Origin of the sequence: Cognatundibacterium rivi, assembly GCF_018139565.1 — a bacterium.
Lineage (GTDB): Bacteria > Pseudomonadota > Gammaproteobacteria > Burkholderiales > Burkholderiaceae_D > Undibacterium > Undibacterium rivi.
Genome location: NZ_JAGSPK010000003.1, coordinates 641203 through 661243 on the forward strand (window position 1 = coordinate 641203; position 20041 = coordinate 661243).

Consider the following 20041-nt stretch of genomic DNA (forward strand, 5'->3'; position numbering starts at 1 on the left):
TCAGGAACGGTAATCGGCATTGATCGATACGTAGTCGTGCGACAAATCACAGGTCCAGACCGTGGCGCTGGCGTTGCCGCGTGCGAGTTTAACGCGGACGGTGATTTCGCTTTGCTTCATCACACGCTGCCCGTCTTCTTCACGGTAATCAGGATTGCGGCCACCATTTTTCGCGACCCAGACGTCGTCCAGATACAGATTCAGTTTGCTGACATCCAGATCGGTCACGCCTGCATAGCCTATCGCCGCGAGGATACGGCCAAGATTTGGGTCAGATGCAAAGAAAGCGGTTTTCACCAGCGGCGAATGGGCAATCGAATAGGCGATTTTGCGGCATTCTTCAATGTCACGCCCTTCTTCGACCGCAATCGTCATGAACTTGGTTGCACCTTCACCGTCACGGATAATCATGTGCGCGAGTTTTTGCGACAGATCGATGACTGCTTTCGCCAGTTGCGCGTATTCCGGTGAACCGATTTCGTTCACTTCCACTTCGCCCGCACCGGTTGCGATCAGCATGAAAGAATCGTTGGTGGAAGTATCGCCATCAATCGTGATGCAGTTAAACGATTTATCAGCAGCCTGCTTGACCAGATGATCGAGTACGGGTTGCGCGACTTTGGCGTCCAGCGCCAGATAGCCGAGCATGGTCGCCATATTCGGCTTGATCATGCCAGCACCTTTACTGATGCCGGTCATGGTCACTGTTTTTCCACCGATCTGCACCGTCGCGGATGCCGCTTTCGGCTGCGTATCGGTCGTCATGATAGATTCAGCAGCGAAAAACCAGTTGTCTTCTTTCAGATTGGCAATCGCTTGCGGCAAACCGGCCACCAGACGATCAACTGGCAAAGGCTCCAGAATCACGCCAGTAGAAAACGGCAGAATCTGCGCCGCTTCACAGCCCAGCAAATCCGCCAGCGCCGCACAAGTCGCGTTGGCCGCTGCCAATCCTGCATCGCCGGTACCCGCGTTTGCATTGCCGGTGTTCACCACCAGCGCGCGGATAGGGGCGGAAGCCATGTGCATGCCTTCCAGATGCGCTTTCGAGACCTGTACCGGCGCAGCGCAAAAACGGTTGGTCGTAAACACGCCGGAAACGGTTGCCGTCGGCGCCAGTTCCATGACCAGCACATCTTTGCGGTTCGCTTTACGGATACCTGCTTCGGCATGCCCCAGACGAATACCGGCAACCGGTTTCAGATCAGCAGCAACAGGGATGGGGGAATTAACGGCCATGATAGTTTCCTTGCGATGAAATCAAGCCGCCATTGTAGGACATTTTTAGGTCAGCGAATGGCAAAAATCAGCACCGGAATGCATGACAAAAGCGGATGATAAAAACGGATAACAGAAGTGGATAACAGAAGCGGATGCCCGCAGCACCCGCCTCATCCGGCGCGGGACATTACAGTCCCATCATCATCTGGGCAATGATATTTTTTTGTATCTCGTTAGAACCGCCATAAATCGATAACTTACGCAGGTTGAAATAATTGGATCCCAGCGAACGCGCATCGCCATCGTTCGCCGCATCGCTGTCATATCCATACACCGCGGTTTCCGGCTGGAATGGCTGCGCCTGCGGCCCCAGTACCTGCACCAATAATTCGCTGATCGCTTGCTGAATTTCGGTGCCCTTGATTTTCAGTATGGATGCTTCCGGCCCCGGCGCACGCTGACTGGCTTCTGCTGACAGCACGCGCAGATTGGTAATTTCCAGTGCCATCAGATCAATTTCCACCTGCGCCACGCGCTGCGCAAACTGCGGGTCTGCAAGCAAAGGCTGGCCATTTTTGGATACGCTCAACGCCAGCTTTTTCAGGCGACCCAGCTCACGTTTGGCGATGCCTATGCCGGCGATATTCGTGCGTTCATGGCCCAGTAAAAACTTGGCATAAGTCCAGCCCTGATTTTCCTGACCAACCAGATTTTCTACCGGCACCCGAACCTGATCAAACCAGACTTCGTTAATTTCATGCGCGCCATCCATTGTGATAATCGGGCGCACCGTGATGCCCGGCGACTTCATATCGATCAGCAGAAAAGAAATGCCGCGCTGCGGCTTCACCTCTTTATCGGTGCGCACCAGACAAAAAATCCAGTCGGCATATTGCGCCAGTGTGGTCCAGGTTTTCTGTCCGTTGACCAGATAATATTCGCCGTCAGCGTCGCGCATTCTGACGGCACTGGTTTTCACTGCCGCCAGATCGGAGCCCGCACCCGGCTCGGAATAGCCCTGACACCACCACTCATCCGCCGACAAAATTTTGGGCAGATAGCGTTGTTGCTGCTGCGGTGAGCCAAACGCCATCAGCACCGGTGCCACCATCTTGATGCCGAAGGGTGGCAGGCGTGGGGCACCAGCGGCGGCGCAGGTTTCTTCAAACAGATATTTTTGCACTGCAGTCCAGCCAGTGCCACCAAACTGCTGCGGCCAGGAACTGCCACCCCAGCCTTGCGCGAATAAAATCTTTTGCCAGCGCACATAATCATCGCGCTCCAGCTTCCAGCCATTCAACACCTTATCGCAGATATCTGCGGGTAAGGCGCGCGCTAAAAACGCCTGTACTTCGTCACGAAACATGCCATCGGCAACACTCAGATTCAGATTCATCACAAGGCCCGGATTAGTGAACAAAAATTAGAAAGCAGAACCTGCAGTATGCAGTAAACCGGCGCTAGCTGGCACTGTCTTCCGATGCTGCATGGCGGCAATCCTGCGTGGCAAAGTCAGGCGATCGTCTGTACGCAAGTGCCCGATTTCGCATAAAAGAAGCGGCTAAAACGCATACTCCCCCCTGTTTTTATAAAAATCGGCTTTATCTCAGCATAAACATTGGGGTGTTTAAGATACTAGGGGGGAGTATTTTTAAGGCCTTATTGAGCAACAAAACCGTTGCAGACAAGATTATCACCACTGTCAGCCCAAGCACGGATGCCGCAATATTGATGACCAAGACATACGCAGCCATTGCAGCGACAAACTGCACGATACTGATTGCGCAAAAAAATATCCATAAAAAAAGGGATGAATTTCTTCATCCCTTTTTCAATGCATGACACTACAGTCAGGCTTGCATCACGCCAGCTTGCCGTGGCATTGCTTGTATTTTTTACCGCTGCCGCAAGGGCAAGGATCATTCCGGCCAACCTTCAGCGCGTAAGTAATTTCCTGTTGCCCGTCGTTAGTAGACGCCGTCGGTGCCAGCATTTCTTCTGGCGACGCATTTTCATCAAAGTCAGCATGCTGGTAATGCACGTTGCCGACTTGCGATTGCGCCATTTGTTCTTCCGCCGCTTCGATCTCTTCACGTGACTGAATACGGACAGTCACCACAGTGCGAACCACGTCATTTTTGATCAGATCCAGCATTTGCGAGAATAATTCAAATGCTTCGCGCTTATATTCCTGCTTAGGATTTTTCTGTGCGTAACCGCGCAGATGGATACCCTGACGCAGATGATCAAGTGCGGCCAGATGTTCACGCCAGTGGCTGTCTATGCTTTGCAACATGACGCTGCGCTCGAAGCCGGCAAAAGATTCTTTACCTACACTCGCGATTTTTTCTTCATAGCTTGCGTTCACCGCTTGCTGAACGCGTTCAAGAATATCTTCGCCCGTCAGATTCGGCTCTTTTTCCACCATGCTGGCCAGCGGCAGATCGATTGCCCACTCAGAAGACAGCGCTGCTTCCAAACCTGGAATATCCCATTGCTCTTCGACTGAACCCGGTGGCACATAGGTGTGCACCACATCGGCAAACATACCGTGACGCAACGACGACATCAGTTCTGTCATGTCGTGCGCTTCGAGCAATTCATTACGCTGCTGGTAAATCACTTTACGCTGATCGTTGGCAACGTCATCGTATTCCAGCAATTGTTTACGCACGTCAAAATTGCGCGCTTCCACTTTACGCTGCGCAGATTCGATTGAACGCGAAACGATGCCCGCTTCGATAGGCTCGCCTTCCGGCATTTTCAGGCGTTCCATGATCGCGCGTACACGGTCACCGGCAAAAATACGCAGCAACTGATCGTCCAGCGACAGATAGAAACGGCTGGAGCCAGGGTCACCCTGACGACCGGAACGACCGCGCAACTGATTATCTACACGGCGTGATTCATGACGCTCGGTACCGACGATATGCAAACCACCGGCATTGACTACCTGCTCGTTGAGTGATTTCCATTCATCGCGCAATTGTTGCGACTGCGCCTGCTTTTCAGCATCAGACAATGCCGGATTCGCCTCGATCAGTTGCACCTGCTTGGCGACGTTACCGCCGAGCACGATATCGGTGCCGCGACCCGCCATATTCGTGGCGATCGTAATCGCTTTCGGGCGACCTGCCTGCGCTACGATTTCCGCTTCACGTGCATGCTGTTTCGCGTTCAGCACGTTGTGCGGCAATTTGGCTTTGGTCAGAATGCCGGATAACAATTCGGAATTTTCAATCGATGTCGTACCGACCAGCACAGGCTGACCACGTTCGTAGCAATCCTGTATGTCTTTCAGCATTGCGCCGTATTTCTCATCGGCGGATTTATAAACCTGATCCTGGCGGTCTTTACGCTGCGAAGGACGATTCGGCGGAATTACCACTGTTTCCAGACCGTAGATTTCCTGGAATTCATACGCTTCGGTATCCGCCGTACCTGTCATACCTGACAGCTTGGTGTACATACGGAAGTAATTCTGGAACGTGATCGAAGCCAGCGTCTGATTCTCGTTCTGAATCTTCACGCCCTCTTTCGCTTCAACCGCCTGATGCAAGCCATCAGACCAGCGACGACCCGTCATCATACGGCCAGTGAATTCATCAACGATGACGATTTCATCATCCAGCACCACATAGTGCTGATCTTTGAAATACAAGGCGTGCGCGCGCAAGGCTGCGTACAAATGATGGATCAGGCTGATATGTGCCGCGTCATACAGCGATGCGCCTTCTGGCAACAAACCCATCTGGGTCAGAATTTTTTCAGCTTTGTCGTGACCCGCTTCGGTCAGCAAAACCTGATGCGCTTTTTCATCTTTGGTGTAGTCGCCCGGAACTTCGATCTGGCCTTTGCCATCCGGCGTTTCTTCGCCTATCTGCAAGGTCAGCAGTTTCGGCACTTCATTAATTTTGTAATACAGTTCGGTGTGATTTTCGGCCTGACCGGAAATAATCAACGGTGTGCGCGCTTCATCGATCAGGATCGAATCGACCTCATCGACAACGGCGAAATTCAGACCGCGTTGTACGCGCTCTTTCGCTTCAAACACCATGTTGTCGCGCAGGTAATCGAAACCGAATTCATTGTTCGTACCGTAAGTGATGTCGGAGGCGTACGCGCCCTGCTTGGCATCGTGATCGAGTTGCGACAGATTGATACCGGTCGTCAGACCCAGCCAGCCGTAGAGTTGCCCCATCCATTCGGCATCGCGCTGCGCGAGGTAATCATTCACCGTCACCACATGCACGCCCTTACCGGACAAAGCATTCAGATAAATCGGCAGCGTGCCCATCAGGGTTTTACCTTCACCGGTACCCATCTCTGCAATTTTGCCGTAGTGCAGAACCATACCGCCTATCATCTGCACATCAAAGTGGCGCATTTTCAGGACGCGCTTACTGGCTTCGCGGCACACCGCAAATGCTTCTACCAGCAAACTATCTAAGGTTTCACCTTTCGCGACGCGGGCTTTAAATTCAGCAGTCTTGGCTTGTAAAGCCTCGTCCGACAGAGTTTCCAGCTGAGGTTCCAATGCGTTGATCTCACGCACCGTCTTTTGGTATTGCTTCAAAAGCCGCTGATTGCGGCTGCCGAATATCTTGGTCAGGAATGACATGCTATGAACGAAAAGTTAAATTCTGAAAAAAGCCGCAGCAAAAATTGCCTGCAAAGCAACAATATGGGATAACTCACGATTTTACCACGCGGGAACGGCTTGACCAGCAAATCACTGCCTAAACCTTGACGCATTGGTACGAGTTGGTGGCTAATTGGACAAACTCAAGTCTATTTTTGATTCAAAGCGGAAAGACTGGCCTGATTGGCTCCGGCGGACAGAAATTTATGCGGATTTTGTGGCACATCCTTGACCCGCACCTCGAAATGCAGATGCGCGCCGGTTGAGCGACCAGTTGAGCCGATATCAGCAATATGCTGTCCGCGCTTAACGATATCGCCGAGCTTGACGTAAATTTTCGAAGTATGGGCGTAACGGGTAATCAGCTCGCCACCGTGATCAATTTCCAACATATTGCCAAATTGCGGATGATACTCAGCAGCAATCACCACACCACCGGCAGCAGCCTGAATCGGCGTTCCGGTCGGCGCAGAAAAATCGATGCCCTCGTGAAACGCGCTGCGCCCGGTGAACGGATCAAGGCGCCAGCCAAAACCAGAGGCGTTATACGCCACATTCACTGGCTGTATCGTCGGCAACATTTTTGACTGTATCTTGAAACCCATCAGCTTTGTTTCGACGACATTCATATAGTCGGAGCGATGCTCAACATCTTTTTCTAACGCGTCCAGCGCCGCCTGAAACTCTTCCATATTCAGTTCATGCGAAGGTGCGCTGGAAATTTCAGGGCCGCCGCGTGCTGGCAATTCCTTGAAATTAAATTCCTCAGGCTTGACACCGGCCAGACCTTGCACACGCTCGCCCAGCGCATCGAGCCGTATCAGCTGCGCCTGCATTTCGCCCAGCTTGACTGCCATTGCCGCCAGGTTTTCTTTGACATAGCGGTCTTTCGCATTCGGATCGTTTGGCAACGCAGCGCTGGCTGGCAAAATATTTCGTAAGAAAGGTAAATCAGCACTCGCCAAGCGGAATGTAAGTGCCGCCATCAGCGCACCGCAAATAATCGTGATGAGCATAAAACCCAGTATCGCCAGCACGACATGATGTGATGACAAGGTCACCGATTTCGCTTGGGTAAAGCGGGAGTGCATTAATATAATTTGCATCAATACTACCCCTTAAAAACTCTGTGGAATGCGGCTGTAACGCCGCACGGTTTGTGGTAATGTGCTGTCCATGTCAACACCATTCACACCATCACGACCTCCGTATCGAATCAATATCAAGCGCGGACGCCCGGTTATGGGTGCCACAGGCGCTGGCGATTTTTTGCGTATCAACGATAAGATTTCGCCGCTGTTACCTACGATACAACGTCATTTATCACTGCAAAAAGATTGCGCGGCAATTTTGCCACCGATATTTGATACTTGTGAAGTCATGCAACTGGCAGATGGTTTGCTGACACTATCCGCGCCGAACGCGGCATTAGCAACCAAACTGAAACAACAATGCCCGAAATTGCTGGCCAGTCTGCAAGAACGGGGCTGGCAGATTAACGCAGTCCGCATCAAAGTACAAGTCAGGCGGGTGGTAGAAAAAGCCGCGCCTGTGAAACAACTGGCGCTTTCAGGCAAAGCCTTGCAGGCATTCAGCACCCTGGAACAAAATCTGGAAAACACATCGCAGAACACGGATCTGCTGGCAGCATTATCGCGTCTGTTAGAACGCCATCAACAGACAAAAAAATAACGCTGTGCGCACACTGCATCAGCAATCAACGCTCGCGTTCTTTTTCCCATAGAACATCGCTACCGCCATCAACCCGGTTCAAAACCCGCGATAAAACAAATAATAAATCGGACAAACGATTCATATACTGACGCGGATGATCATTGATAGCTTCATTCTTCCCGACGCTCACAATCGCTCGTTCAGCGCGCCGGCAAACGGTGCGGCACACATGTGCCAGCGCTGCAGGCCGGTTTCCTCCGGGCAGAATAAAATCCCGCAACGGCGGTAAATCAGCGTTATATTTTTCCAACAATGCATCCAGCCGAGCGACCTGCGTTTCTGTAATCAAGCTATAGCCCGGAATACACAACTCTCCGCCCATATCAAATAAATCATGCTGAATAGAGATCAGCTCATGCCGCAACTGCGGCGATAAGTTTTCACACAACAAGACACCGATATGTGAATTCAGTTCATCCACATCGCCCATTGCGTGCACGCGCAAGGCGTCTTTATCGACACGACTGCCATCACCCAGACCTGTGGTGCCGGCATCGCCGGTACGTGTCGCAATTTTTGAAAGTCGGTTACCCATAGCTCATATAATTCGGACTGAAGTCGCAGAGCATAAGCCAAAAATGCCGGGAACGCATCATAATAGACAGCATCAATATGCTGCTTACCAGCATAAAATAAAAAACCAGCGTTATCGTAGGCCGGATCCGGGTGTACTTAATAACTGCAATACTGAGAGGCTTATAAGGCTGCTGTCAGAAATGCGCGTCATAATGGCGGACTGGCGACCATTCGTGCCGCCTTCGCTATGCCAATAAACGAGACACACTACATGCATGTGCGCCACTGCGCGCATGGAATGAAGAATCATCAGGATACAGAATGGCTACAAGATTACCTCCGGTTCACGCTCTTTCCGCTTTCGAAGCGGCCGCCCGCTTTGGATCATTTGCCGTTGCAGCAGAAGAGCTGTGTATTACCCCTTCCGCGCTTTCCCACCGCATACGCTTACTCGAAGAACATTTGTGCGAACGTGTTTTTGTCAGAGAAGGTCGCAGCGTCACACTGACTGAATTCGGTCGTCGCTATCTTGATGTCGTGCGAAATGTATTGCGCACTTTGTCTGATTTTCCCTTGCCCAACAAAGCAACGCAAAATCAGATGCGTGTCAAAGTCACTGTGCCGCCAACGTTTGCCCGCTACATGTTCATGCCACGTCTGGCAGAATTCACCAGCAAGCATCCGGACATCGAAGTGGAAGTCTATCTGTTTGTTCCCTTATACGATCTCAGCCTGTCGGAAAGTGATGTTGAGGTCAGATTCGGTGCGGGAGAATATCCTAATCTCGTCACTAAAAAACTGTTTATCGAACCCAGCTTTGCTGTTGCCAGCCCAGCCTATCTGAAGACGATTCCGAAGATCAGCACACCGACCGATTTGCGCCATGCATGCCTGCTGCGCTCAGCACTGGAGCCATGGCAGCCGTGGTTTGAAGTGGCGGGATTAGACTGGGCAGAACCAACGCATGGATTACGCGTTGACGATCTGGGCTTGTTACTTGAAGCGATCAAACATGGTCATGGAGTAGGTTTAACACGTCAGCACTTTGCGCAGGAAATGATCGATAACGGAGAAGTCATACGTTTATTTGACACGCAACTGGCAACACCGCCGCACGCCTATCATTTGGTACACGAAGCCCAACCAAGCCTGCGACCCGAAGTAGCATTATTCATTGAATGGATGCAGTCAGTCTTTAAGGATTAAGCACTTGCAGCGCCGACCTGGCGCTGCAACGCTATCCATTGATCCAAAGGCATGGGGTAAGAAAACAAGAAACCCTGCATAGAACCGCAACCATTCGCGATCAGAAAATCTGCCTGCTGTCTGGTCTCTACACCTTCGGCAACGACTTTTAAACCAAGATGCGCGGCTATCGATAAAATAGAACGGACGATCGCGGTTCCATGTAAATCTTCCGGCGTATCCTGAACGAAGCTTTTATCAATTTTCAGTTCATACAAAGGCAGTTTTTTAAGATACGAAAAACTTGAATAGCCGGTACCAAAATCATCAATAGAAAACCGGATTCCCAGTGTATTGAATTCCAGAATCCGCCCTACCGTTTCCTGTAAGTTGTCAATCAGCAGCCCTTCCGTCACTTCAAAAATCAGCCTTGTCGGATCGGCACCAGTTTCTCGCAGAATGCTTTTTACTTTCTCGACAAAGTCCGGCTGCCTGAACTGCTTGGGGCTGACATTAACGGACAATGCGATCGGCATTCCGACGTCTTTCAACCGATTCAAAGATAGACAGGCTTCGCGCAATAACCAGTCACCTAAACGCAAAATCAATCCGGAATCTTCGGCAACAGGAATAAACACCGCTGGTGAAATGGGGCCATGTACCGGGTGTGTCCAGCGCATTAACAATTCACCGCCGACGGGCGTTCCAAGTCGGTTCACCTGCGCCTGTATATGCAAAGACAACTGTTGAGAATCCAAGGCCTCGCCTAACTCCCTCTCCATCGTGAGTCTTTGTTCAATCTCGTTTTGCATCCATTTTTCATAAAATGCAATTTGATTTCTTCCGCGCGATTTTGCTCTGTACATCGCAGTATCGGCTTCGCGCAAAAGATCGTCAGCAGTTTGATTTTCGCGTGGCAACAGGGTCACCCCAATACTGCAACTGGAGTTATATAACAGACCATCGATATCAAAAATCTGCATCATGGTTTGTTGAATCTTCTCAGTAACCGTCAACGCTGCATGGGTACCGTTAACGAGATCGTCAGAAATATCCACCAATAAAACAACGAACTCATCGCCACCAATGCGGGACACAGTATCGACTTCACGCAAGGAGTGCACCAATCGATGAGCGACTTGTTTCAGCAAAGCATCGCCAACAGCATGTCCGCGCGCATCATTGATATATTTAAACTTATCAAGATCAATAAATAACACTGCACTGATCAGACCTGTGCGTCTGGCATGGGCGAGCAAAACACCTATTCTGTCCAACAATAAACGGCGATTTGGCAATCCGGTCAACACATCGAAATATGCTAACCGGTGTATATGTTCTTCAGCCTCTTTCTTTTCATTGATGTCGCGTGCTGTCATGACCCAGTGAGTAAGATTGTCAGCATCGTTTGTTAAGGGCATCCCATCCACTTCCACCCAGAATTCGCTACCATCCCGCTTATAACAAATCAATTCGACGTGAAAGGCACGCATCTGAGACCACGCCGACTGAATCTCTGCCAATTGCTCTGCCTGAGTTCGCTTTCCAGTCATCAAATGAGGAATACGTCCGACAACATCTTCCAGGGTATAGCCGGTCATACGTTCAAAAGCATCATTCACGAAAACGATCCGGAGTCGCTCCTCACTCAAACTTTCTGGTAACACGCGGATAATCATAACGACTTCGTTCAGATGAGATACCGCAGCAAATATCAGACGTAATTTTTCGTTCACTTTTTTCAAAGCAGACTGTTCCTGCACCAAAGTCTGGCTGCTCATCTGCTGCTGCCGCAATGATATTTCCAGGCGACTCAGCAAAACATTGCAGGAGATGGTCAACACTGCACAGATAAACGAAAAATTAAGTGTAACGACGAGCCAGCGCAGAAACGTATCGGTATGAAAACTCAACAACTGAATTTCGACGCTTCCCCAATAGCCGCCTAACAATAATGTCAGAGAAGACAGGAGCAAAGAAAAGATCGCCTCACGCAGAGAACAGAAAAATGAAGTCATGACCGGAAAGGCCATTAAATAAATTAAGCCTGTCACACCCACTTTTAACAAAAACCAGATCCCCAATACGTAAACGAGTATCAGGAAACTCCAGACTCTGCGACGAAAACTTAACTTTGGTAAAAATAGTGTCGCACCAACCCAGCAGAGCGCGAGGAAGTCAATAACAACGATGGACCAAAGACCTTCATTTACTGCCAGCATAATACTGGGAATCGCCGTCACAATTCCCAATATCAGCACACACAACAAGATCACAGACAGGATTTGGAAACGCCACTCGTGAGTATCGGGAGCTGAATCTTGCGACGCTCGGTACTTATCAAGGAAGAATTGAAAAACAGCCACAGGATCTGTCCTTTTTTCAATCAGGCGGGAGCTTGTCAGGCTCATGCTAGGCCATCATCAGTCATCTCAGATTGCAAATGACCTGCTTCAGATAATCTTATACCAACGAGAAAAATTGTGAAAAAAATATATTTTTCTGTCGAACAACAATTTCTTGGACAGCACCAACGCCCGTTACGCAACTAAAAAGCTTGGGCATCCCTAAGCCTAGTCGACGTTTTTACCTGCGGCAGCACACCAAAGCGTAAACCATTGCTCGCGGGTTAATCGCTGTGTGCATGCAAACACCGCTTCGCGCAATGCCGATATACGCCCCGACCCGGTCAATACCATCGGCGTTGAAGGATGCTGTAAAACCCAGGCAATCGCAACCGTTGCCAACGGCGCTTGAAGTTCCGCAGCCACTTGTTGCAAAGCCACACGGACACGCTGTACATCCGCATCCGCAGCGGCTCCGGAGAATAAATCACCGCCGCCCAATGCCGACCAGATCATTGGCGCGATGCGCAACCGCTGGCATAAATCCAGCGTACCGTCATGCAAAGGCGGCAGATGCAGCAGTGAAAGTTCGACCTGATTTGTGACCAATGGAAAACGTGATGCCAGTAAATCAAATTGCGACGGCGTAAAATTTGACACCCCGAAATGTGCGACCTTGCCACTGTGCTGTAAATGCTGAAATGCTTCAGCCATTTCATCGGCATCCATCAAAGGATCAGGCCGGTGGATCAAGAGCAGATCCAGACGATCAATCTGCATTGCCCGCAAAGAATTTTCAGCAGAAGCAATGATGTGCTGGCGACTGGTATCGTAGTGCTGAATATGATGTTCAGGACGATGCTGCGACACCAGTTTAATACCGCACTTACTCACAAACTGAAATTCTTTTTTTAATTCAGGCGCTATATGCAACGCCTCACCGAGCATACGTTCACTCTGGTAATCGCCGTAAATATCTGCCTGATCTATGGTCGTAATACCGAGTTCCAGCGCCTCTCGCAAAAAACTGACCCGTTCTTGCGGTGTTTTTTGCCAACTCGCCAGTCGCCACAGACCAAGAACGATACGGGAAAATTCCGGACCACCGGGCGCAATCTGAATACGTGGGGAAATCAATGGCGCATTCATTTTTTTTGTATATCCTGAATTGCGGCAACTAATGCTGCCGTTTTGGTGAAGCCGGATGCAATCATGTGCAAGGCATTGTCGTGAACCAAGAGCAATGCAGGGAAACCACGTATTCCCCAGCGCTGGCATTGCTCAAATTCCTGTCGCGTGTCCGCCATGCACATCGGCGAGACCAGTGTTTCATAAAAACTGGACGCATCAAAACTCTCTGCACCGTCGATCTCATTCAGCGCATGCACCGCAATATCCGACAGAATATGCAAATCGGTCACGTCTTTGCCTTCCGCATAAAACGCATGTTGAATCGCGCGAAAGACCGATAACAACTGGACTGACGCAAGGTGATCCGCCAGCATTTTGCTTGCCACGACTGCGCGACATGCTGGCTCGGTGTCGTATTTAAAACCCTCTTGCGTCATTCCTGTCGCAGCAAACGGCAGACCAGTGGCTTCGGCGACATGCGTCCAGTGGCCGCGTATGGTTTGTCGTTGCTCCTCGCCCATGATTTCCTGGTTATAGGCGCGCAAACCACCAACGATAATATCCAGACTCGCCTCCGGCATCAGTTCCAGCAAGGCTTGCAGCTCAGGGCCAAAGCCATAGCACCAGGAACACATAGGGTCAGCAACGTAAATCAGTTGAGTCATACGATATTTCTTTTCGTAGCAAGAAAAATTAAACAGGCCGGAGTATATGCAATTTATGCGGGATACAGCGCACCAAGAATACGCGGTCCTTTGGCACCGGTGACTGCCGGCAGATTGCCAGGGCGACGCAGACAGAATTGTTGTGCCAGCCAGGCGAACGCCATCGCTTCTACTTGCTCCGGTGCGACACCGAGCGCATCCGTGCTGCACACCAGTGCGGATGATCCGGCCTCAAATAAAAACGTCTGCAACATCAGCATCAGTCGGCGATTGTATGCACCGCCGCCGCAGACATAGACGGCTTTTACCTGCTGCCCGCCATGCCTGCAAATCGCGTGTGCCAGACTCATCGCGGTATAGGCACACAATGTTGTCTGAACATCGACCGCAGCCACAGTTTCAAATCCCTGCAATTGCCGCTGCAACCAGGCGGGATGAAACAGATCACGTCCGGTGCTCTTGGGCGGAGTCAAATGCAAATAAGGCTCGGCCATGAGTTTCTCAAGTAAGGCTGAATTCACAGTCCCTTGCGATGCCCACGCACCATCGGCATCATAGTTTTTCCCTTGATGCTGATGTATCCAATAGTCCATCAGCACATTACCCGGCCCGGTATCAAAGCCAGTCGTGCTGCCATCCGCGCCAAGAATACTGATGTTGCTGATGCCGCCGATATTGGCGACGACTCTGCATTCATTGTCGGCGGCAAATACGGCGCGATGAAATGCCGGCACCAAGGGGGCGCCTTGTCCGCCTGCAGCAATATCGCGGCTGCGAAAATCAGCAATCACATCAATGCCAGTTAATTCGGCCAGCAAGGAAGGATTATTCGTCTGGCGGGTATAGCCCAGCTCAGGCCGATGCCGTATCGTTTGCCCATGCACACCGATTGCCCGGACATCCTGCAGAGGATATTGCTCAGATAAAAGTTGGATGCACTTGGCATAAGCTTGTGCCAGCGCATTAGCCAGCATTGCCTCCTGATGCAGCTCATCATTGCTAGTACCCTGCAACATCATTGCCTGCTGTCGTATCTGTGTTGAAAACGGAAGGTAAGCACTGGCAAGTAACTCTACCGGCGTTCCCGGTGTTTCAGGCAAGCGCACGAGCACCCCATCCACACCATCAAGGCTGGTGCCAGACATCAAACCAATATACAAAGAAGTATTCTGCATATTCACATCACTAAAATGAAAAAGGCCGAACGTAATGTTCGGCCTGTATTAAGCTTATCGCTTTAACGGGATGCCAGCTTCATCGTTTCCGCTAAACGTTCAGGACGCAGCAAATTGAAGCGGTGGTGCATTTCAGAAGCAACTGCTTTGAAGCGCGGCATATCGTTTCCAGCCAATGGCGGAGCCTCTGGCAAACTGATGCCCATAGGATCGCGTGCTTCATTATTCACACGGAACTCATAATGCAGATGGGGGCCGGTTGCCCAGCCAGTTGAGCCGACGTAACCAATGACTTCGCCCTGACTAACGCGGCTGCCTTTATGTATCCCCGCCGCGAAACGGCTCATGTGCGCATAAGCCGTACTGTAATTGGAATGATGTTTCACCACCACCAGATTACCGTAACCATTGCTTGGCCCGACAGAATCCACAATGCCATCAGCGGTCGCACGAATCGGTGTTCCTGTTACAGCGGCAAAATCGACACCTTTATGCGCTTTCCACTGGCCTGAAATCGGGTGTACGCGCATCGAGAATCCCGAAGAGATACGGGTAAATTCCAATGGCGATTTGAGGAAAGATTTTTTGAGAGACTTACCGTCGAAAGTGTAATACCCCCCCTGACCGCCGGCTTCATCAAACCATACCGATTGGTAAGTTTTTCCGGCGTTGGTGAATTCACCTGCAAGTACCCGGCCGGTTTTCACCAGTTGGCCGTTTTGCCAGAAACTTTCATAAACCACGTTAAACTGATCTCCGCGTTGCAACTTACGAAAATCAATATTGGTTTCAAACATGCTGACAATCTGCGACGCCACATTATCAGCAATGTTCGCCTCATCCGTCGCGGCAAACAGCGAGGAAACGATATTGCCGGAAGTCATTTCAACGCGACGTTCCAGTGCAGCAGGCGCGTCGGTTGCGACGAAATGTCCGGAAGCATCGCGTTTGACTTCGATATTCCGGGCAGGCTTATCTGTACCGTCCACCACTGTCGTCTGCAACCATTCCAACTCGCCGTCTTCATTGGTTTTGACGCGGACGGACTTGTCGGTACGCAACTGTAATAAGCTGCGCGCCACATTGTCAGTTTTAATGAAAGTATTCGCGTCGGCGTCATCCACGCCCAGTCGCAGCAATAAGCCACTCAGCGTGTCGCCACGACGGACGATCTCTTCACGAACATACTGCTGATCAGCATTGGCCAATGCCGCAACTTGTTCATCGAGGCTGGGCAAAGGTAATTCTTTGGTAATTTTTTTAACCGGCAAATCTGCCGCATCCGGTGCCAGAGGTGCAACGGCCGTCGCACCTACAGCGCAGACGGCAAAGAATAAAGCAGTGACGGAAACAATACGGGAAACGCGGGTGGAACCTAACAACAGTCTGGAGCTGCCGGTAGCCACACGAAGTAATTTATCTGATGGTCGCATGCAATAAGTTAAAATTGACTGTTTTTATCGAAAATTCGGGGGTCGCTGCAGCAATCATATTCTAAGCAAAACATGCTCGAAGAATATGATCGGCGACAAACCAAGGCTGGATTATAAAGCAAGAAAACTTGATCCCAGCAAAATTAAACTGACGCCCAGAATCTGGCAAAACGCTGATTATTGATTCAGAATGAGAACCCTGACCAGCGATGTTACAAAAAATCTCGTTTAAATACATATGACTTCTGCACAAAATTCCAACTCCAGTTCCAGCCTGATTACGCCAGCCAAAGCCTTACCACTCTCCGATGCAGTGCAACACGCTCTCGCTGTCACCAAACGCGGTGTTGACGAATTGCTCATCGAAAGCGAATTTGCGCAAAAACTCGCCCGCAGTGAACAGACTGGCAAACCTTTACGTATCAAACTGGGGCTGGATCCGACTGCACCAGATTTGCACCTTGGGCATACCGTTGTTCTGAACAAGTTACGACAACTGCAAGATTTAGGCCATCAGGTTATCTTTCTGATTGGCGACTTCACGTCGATGATCGGCGACCCTTCCGGACGTAATATCACCCGCCCACCGCTGACGCGTGAACAGATCGAAGAAAACGCTAAAACTTACTTCAAACAAGCGAGTCTGGTACTGAATCCGGCAAAAACTGAAATCCGTTACAACTCAGAATGGTGCGATCCGTTGGGTGCACGCGGGATGATTCAGTTGTCATCCAAATATACCGTGGCCCGCATGATGGAGCGCGATGACTTCACCAAACGTTTCAAAGCAGGTACGCCGATTTCGGTGCACGAGTTTCTGTATCCGCTGATGCAAGGCTATGATTCCGTCGCATTACATGCCGACCTCGAACTTGGTGGCACAGATCAGAAATTCAATTTACTGGTCGGCCGCGAACTGCAAAAAGATTACGGACAAGAGCAACAATGTATTCTGACCATGCCGCTGCTGGAAGGTCTGGACGGCGTTGAAAAAATGTCGAAATCGAAAAATAACTATATCGCCATCACAGAACCCGCAAATAACATGTTCGCCAAGATCATGAGTATTTCCGACGAGATGATGTGGAAGTATTACGACCTGCTTTCGTTCTGCTCTATTGAGCAAATTGCGGCTCATAAAAAAGCCGTGGCTGACGGCCAGAATCCACGCGATATCAAGGTTGCCCTGGCACAGGAAATCGTCGCCCGCTTCCATAATAAACAAGCTGGCGAAGATGCGCTGTCCGATTTCGTTAACCGCTCGAAAGGTGGCATACCGGACGACGTGCCGGAAGTCAGCCTGAGCGGTGCGCCAGTCGGTATCGCGCAGTTATTGAAACAGGCGAACTTGTGCGCATCGACCTCGGAAGCCCTGCGTATGGTCGAACAAGGTGGCGTGCGTATTGACGGCACCGTTCTCAGTGACAAAGGCTTGAAAGTGGAAGCCGGGATATTTGTATTGCAAGTCGGCAAACGTAAATTTGCCCGCGTAACTTTGTCAGCATGATCGCACTATTGCAACGCGTCAGCCATGCCAGTGTCGTCGTCGATGGTGAAACCACCGGCACGATCGGCGCAGGCTTAATGGTACTGGTCTGTGCAGAACGCGGCGACACTGAAACTGAAGCAGACGCCTTACTCAATAAGCTGCTGAGCTACCGCGTGTTCAGTGATGATGCAGGAAAAATGAACCTCAGCATCACTGATACGCAGGGTGGCTTATTGCTGGTACCGCAATTCACGCTGGCGGCCAATACCAACGCGGGCACCCGCCCTTCGTTCACGCCAGCAGCTCCGCCGGATGTCGCGCGCCAATTGTTCGACTATTTTGTCCGGCAAGCACAACACAAACACAGCACAGTCGAAACTGGCCGTTTTGGCGCCGACATGAAAGTGTCACTGACCAATGATGGCCCGGTCACATTTTGGCTGGAAACAAAAAAGTCGGCGTAACGATGTCTCTGTCGTGGCATCCACATGCCTGTAACTATCTACAAATCTGATGACTGAAATTCTCCTTATTCGCCACGGCGAAACGGCCTGGAATGCCATTAAACGCTTGCAGGGACACCTTGATATTTCATTGAATGCACAAGGAACGCAGCAGGCGAAAGCACTGGCATGGTCACTGCAGAATGAAAAGCTGGATGCGATCATCTCCAGTGATTTACAAAGGGCAGTGCAGACTGCTGGCGAAATCGCGCGCTTGCAAGGCATCAGCACCCGCATCGATGCTGGCTTACGCGAACGTTGTTATGGCGGCTTTGAAGGACAACTGTACAGCGAGATTCCGCACGTTTTTCCGGAAGCCTATGCGGCCTGGAAATCGCATGATCCTGATGCAGAGTTTCCGCCGGGGGAAAATAAAGGGGAGACGACACGTCAGTTTCATCAACGTATCGTCGCGCACATTGAGCACTACGCAAAACAATTCGAAGGAAAAAAAATTGCCCTGGTCGCCCACGGTGGTGTACTCGAATGCGCGTATCGTGCTGCCAAAGGATTACCGCTGAGTGCTCCGCGTGAGGTCACGATTTACAACGCAAGCATTAACCGCTTTGAATACAAAGACCATGCTTTGCAACTGATCCAGTGGGGAGACATTGCCCATCTCGACACTGACGCTATGGATGAAATTAATCAAAACGATAAAGCATCCTGAGGCTGTTCATATCGCTCATATCCACAGAGAGTGCTGATGCAAACGTCACATCAGCACTACAACCAACCCACACATGCTGCGCAATTTCCAGCCAAACAAAACATGGCGGCCAGCCAGTACTGACTGGCGGTCGAAATTTAGAAAAGCAAGTCTAAAGCTATCAAAATAGCGACCTGATTGAAATAAATATTCCTTCAGATAGCAGCGTATTTGCTAATTATTTAGGCAGGTTTCAGGTAAAATAGCGCTTCTTCAAATTCCCTCCCACCTCATCGTGCAAATTGGTTCCTACGTCTTGCGTAACAATATTTTTGTGGCTCCTATGGCTGGGGTCACCGACAGACCTTTTCGTCAGTTATGCAAAGAACTCGGTGCAGGTTATGCCGTTTCGGAAATGGCAGCATCGAATCCGAAATTGTGGGAAACCGAAAAATCGACCCGACGCACTAACCATGCCGGGGAGATGGAGCCCAAGGCAGTACAGATCGCGGGCGCAGATCCACAAATGCTTGCGGATTGCGCAAAACATAATGTGGATAAGGGCGCGCAGATCATCGACATCAACATGGGCTGCCCGGTCAAAAAGGTGTGCAATGCGTGGTGTGGCTCAGCGCTGCTGCAACACGAATCTCTGGTCGGCGACATTCTTGATGCCGTGGTCGGTGCGGTTGATGTGCCTGTCACGCTGAAATTCCGTACCGGCTGGGACAGAGCAAATAAAAATGCGCTGACGATTGCGCGTATGGCGGAATCAGCAGGTATACAAATGCTGACCTTGCATGGTCGCACACGGACTGACGGCTACAAAGGCGATGCCGAATACGACACCATTGCCGCCGTCAAAGCGGCAGTGACTATTCCGGTAGTTGCCAATGGCGATATCACCACGCCGGAAAAAGCGAAATACGTGTTAGAAGTCACCGGAGCAGATGCCATCATGATCGGGCGTGCAGCGCAAGGGCGACCATGGATCTTTCGCGAAATCGAACATTTCCTCGCCACTGGCGAACACTTACCACCGCCATTGATCAGCGAAGTCAGGCACCTGATGGACAACCACCTGAAAGCCCATTATGAGTTTTATGGTGAGTATCTTGGTGTCAGAACTGCGCGCAAACACATAGGCTGGTATGTGCAAGACCTCGTCAACGGCGAGGAATTCCGGCAGCAAATGAATTTACTGACGTCCTGCGAAGAACAACTTGATGCCGTCAGTCAATTTTTTGATCGCATGGCGGGGGAACGGTTACAATACCGCCCCTTTGAAGAAAAAATGGCGGCGTAAAACAAACCGATATTTGTAATCCGACCGCATAACATCAGCGCCTTCAA

General features: G+C 50.6%; 17 protein-coding genes. 7 read left to right on the forward strand and 10 right to left on the reverse strand.

The features are described 5' to 3' along the window. Window positions 1-1239 (reverse strand): bifunctional glutamate N-acetyltransferase/amino-acid acetyltransferase ArgJ, encoded by a 1239-nt coding sequence (gene argJ, locus KDM87_RS11480; RefSeq protein WP_212679185.1) that lies wholly within the window; start codon window positions 1237-1239, stop codon window positions 1-3. Window positions 1240-1408: 169 nt separating this feature from the next. Then, window positions 1409-2617, reverse strand: coding sequence for an acyl-CoA dehydrogenase family protein (locus KDM87_RS11485; protein WP_212679186.1), 1209 nt, complete (start codon window positions 2615-2617; stop codon window positions 1409-1411). 107 nt (window positions 2618-2724) lie between these two features. Between KDM87_RS11485 and KDM87_RS11490 the strand changes: the two genes are divergently transcribed. Further along, a complete protein-coding gene (locus KDM87_RS11490; protein WP_212679187.1) occupies window positions 2725-3063 on the forward strand; it encodes a hypothetical protein in 339 nt (112 codons plus the stop codon). 19 nt (window positions 3064-3082) lie between these two features. Here KDM87_RS11490 and secA read toward each other — a convergent pair whose 3' ends face one another. Then, window positions 3083-5842 carry a preprotein translocase subunit SecA gene (gene secA / locus KDM87_RS11495; RefSeq protein ID WP_212679188.1) on the reverse strand — a complete coding sequence of 920 codons (2760 nt, stop codon included), beginning with the start codon at window positions 5840-5842 and terminating at the stop codon, window positions 3083-3085. 170 nt (window positions 5843-6012) lie between these two features. Then, window positions 6013-6969, reverse strand: a complete 957-nt coding sequence (locus KDM87_RS11500; protein ID WP_186897085.1) for a M23 family metallopeptidase — start codon at window positions 6967-6969, stop codon at window positions 6013-6015. 70 nt (window positions 6970-7039) lie between these two features. Between KDM87_RS11500 and KDM87_RS11505 the strand changes: the two genes are divergently transcribed. Beyond that, entirely contained in the window at window positions 7040-7555 is a 516-nt protein-coding gene (locus KDM87_RS11505; RefSeq protein WP_230407715.1) for a DciA family protein, read from the forward strand. A gap of 25 nt (window positions 7556-7580) precedes the next feature. On the opposite strand, the gene KDM87_RS11510 is transcribed toward KDM87_RS11505, so the two are convergent. Beyond that, window positions 7581-8132: a cob(I)yrinic acid a,c-diamide adenosyltransferase gene (locus KDM87_RS11510; RefSeq protein WP_190478937.1), complete on the reverse strand. Its 552-nt coding sequence runs from the start codon at window positions 8130-8132 to the stop codon at window positions 7581-7583. Between the two features lie 302 nt (window positions 8133-8434). Here KDM87_RS11510 and KDM87_RS11515 point away from each other — a divergent pair, with 302 nt between their 5' ends. Beyond that, entirely contained in the window at window positions 8435-9319 is an 885-nt protein-coding gene (locus tag KDM87_RS11515; protein WP_212679189.1) for a LysR substrate-binding domain-containing protein, read from the forward strand. On the opposite strand, the gene KDM87_RS11520 is transcribed toward KDM87_RS11515, so the two are convergent. The 5 genes from KDM87_RS11520 to KDM87_RS11540 all read right to left on the reverse strand — a co-directional run bounded on the left by KDM87_RS11520 (window position 9316) and on the right by KDM87_RS11540 (window position 16047). Then, window positions 9316-11664, reverse strand: a complete 2349-nt coding sequence (locus KDM87_RS11520) for a putative bifunctional diguanylate cyclase/phosphodiesterase (RefSeq protein ID WP_329604925.1) — start codon at window positions 11662-11664, stop codon at window positions 9316-9318. The genes KDM87_RS11515 and KDM87_RS11520 overlap by 4 nt on opposite strands. A 207-nt stretch (window positions 11665-11871) precedes the next feature. After that, a complete protein-coding gene (locus tag KDM87_RS11525; protein WP_212679191.1) occupies window positions 11872-12792 on the reverse strand; it encodes an aldo/keto reductase in 921 nt (306 codons plus the stop codon). Beyond that, window positions 12789-13439 (reverse strand): DsbA family protein, encoded by a 651-nt coding sequence (locus KDM87_RS11530; protein ID WP_212679192.1) that lies wholly within the window; start codon window positions 13437-13439, stop codon window positions 12789-12791. The genes KDM87_RS11525 and KDM87_RS11530 overlap by 4 nt, the downstream gene beginning before the upstream one ends. Before the next feature lie 53 nt (window positions 13440-13492). After that, window positions 13493-14614, reverse strand: coding sequence for an anhydro-N-acetylmuramic acid kinase (locus KDM87_RS11535; protein WP_212679193.1), 1122 nt, complete (start codon window positions 14612-14614; stop codon window positions 13493-13495). 62 nt (window positions 14615-14676) lie between these two features. Beyond that, entirely contained in the window at window positions 14677-16047 is a 1371-nt protein-coding gene (locus tag KDM87_RS11540) for a M23 family metallopeptidase (RefSeq protein WP_212679194.1), read from the reverse strand. Between the two features lie 238 nt (window positions 16048-16285). Here KDM87_RS11540 and tyrS point away from each other — a divergent pair, with 238 nt between their 5' ends. The 4 genes from tyrS to dusB all read left to right on the forward strand — a co-directional run bounded on the left by tyrS (window position 16286) and on the right by dusB (window position 19994). Beyond that, the gene (gene tyrS, locus KDM87_RS11545) at window positions 16286-17554 is read left to right on the forward strand and encodes a tyrosine--tRNA ligase (RefSeq protein ID WP_212679195.1); all 1269 of its coding nucleotides are present in this window, start codon (window positions 16286-16288) and stop codon (window positions 17552-17554) included. Next, complete coding sequence (gene dtd, locus KDM87_RS11550) at window positions 17551-18000, forward strand: D-aminoacyl-tRNA deacylase (protein ID WP_212679196.1); 450 nt, start codon at window positions 17551-17553, stop codon at window positions 17998-18000. The genes tyrS and dtd overlap by 4 nt, the downstream gene beginning before the upstream one ends. A gap of 49 nt (window positions 18001-18049) precedes the next feature. After that, window positions 18050-18709: a histidine phosphatase family protein gene (locus KDM87_RS11555; protein ID WP_212679197.1), complete on the forward strand. Its 660-nt coding sequence runs from the start codon at window positions 18050-18052 to the stop codon at window positions 18707-18709. A 274-nt stretch (window positions 18710-18983) separates the two neighbouring features. Continuing rightward, a complete protein-coding gene (gene dusB / locus KDM87_RS11560; protein WP_212679198.1) occupies window positions 18984-19994 on the forward strand; it encodes a tRNA dihydrouridine synthase DusB in 1011 nt (336 codons plus the stop codon). Window positions 19995-20041: the final 47 nt, after the last annotated feature.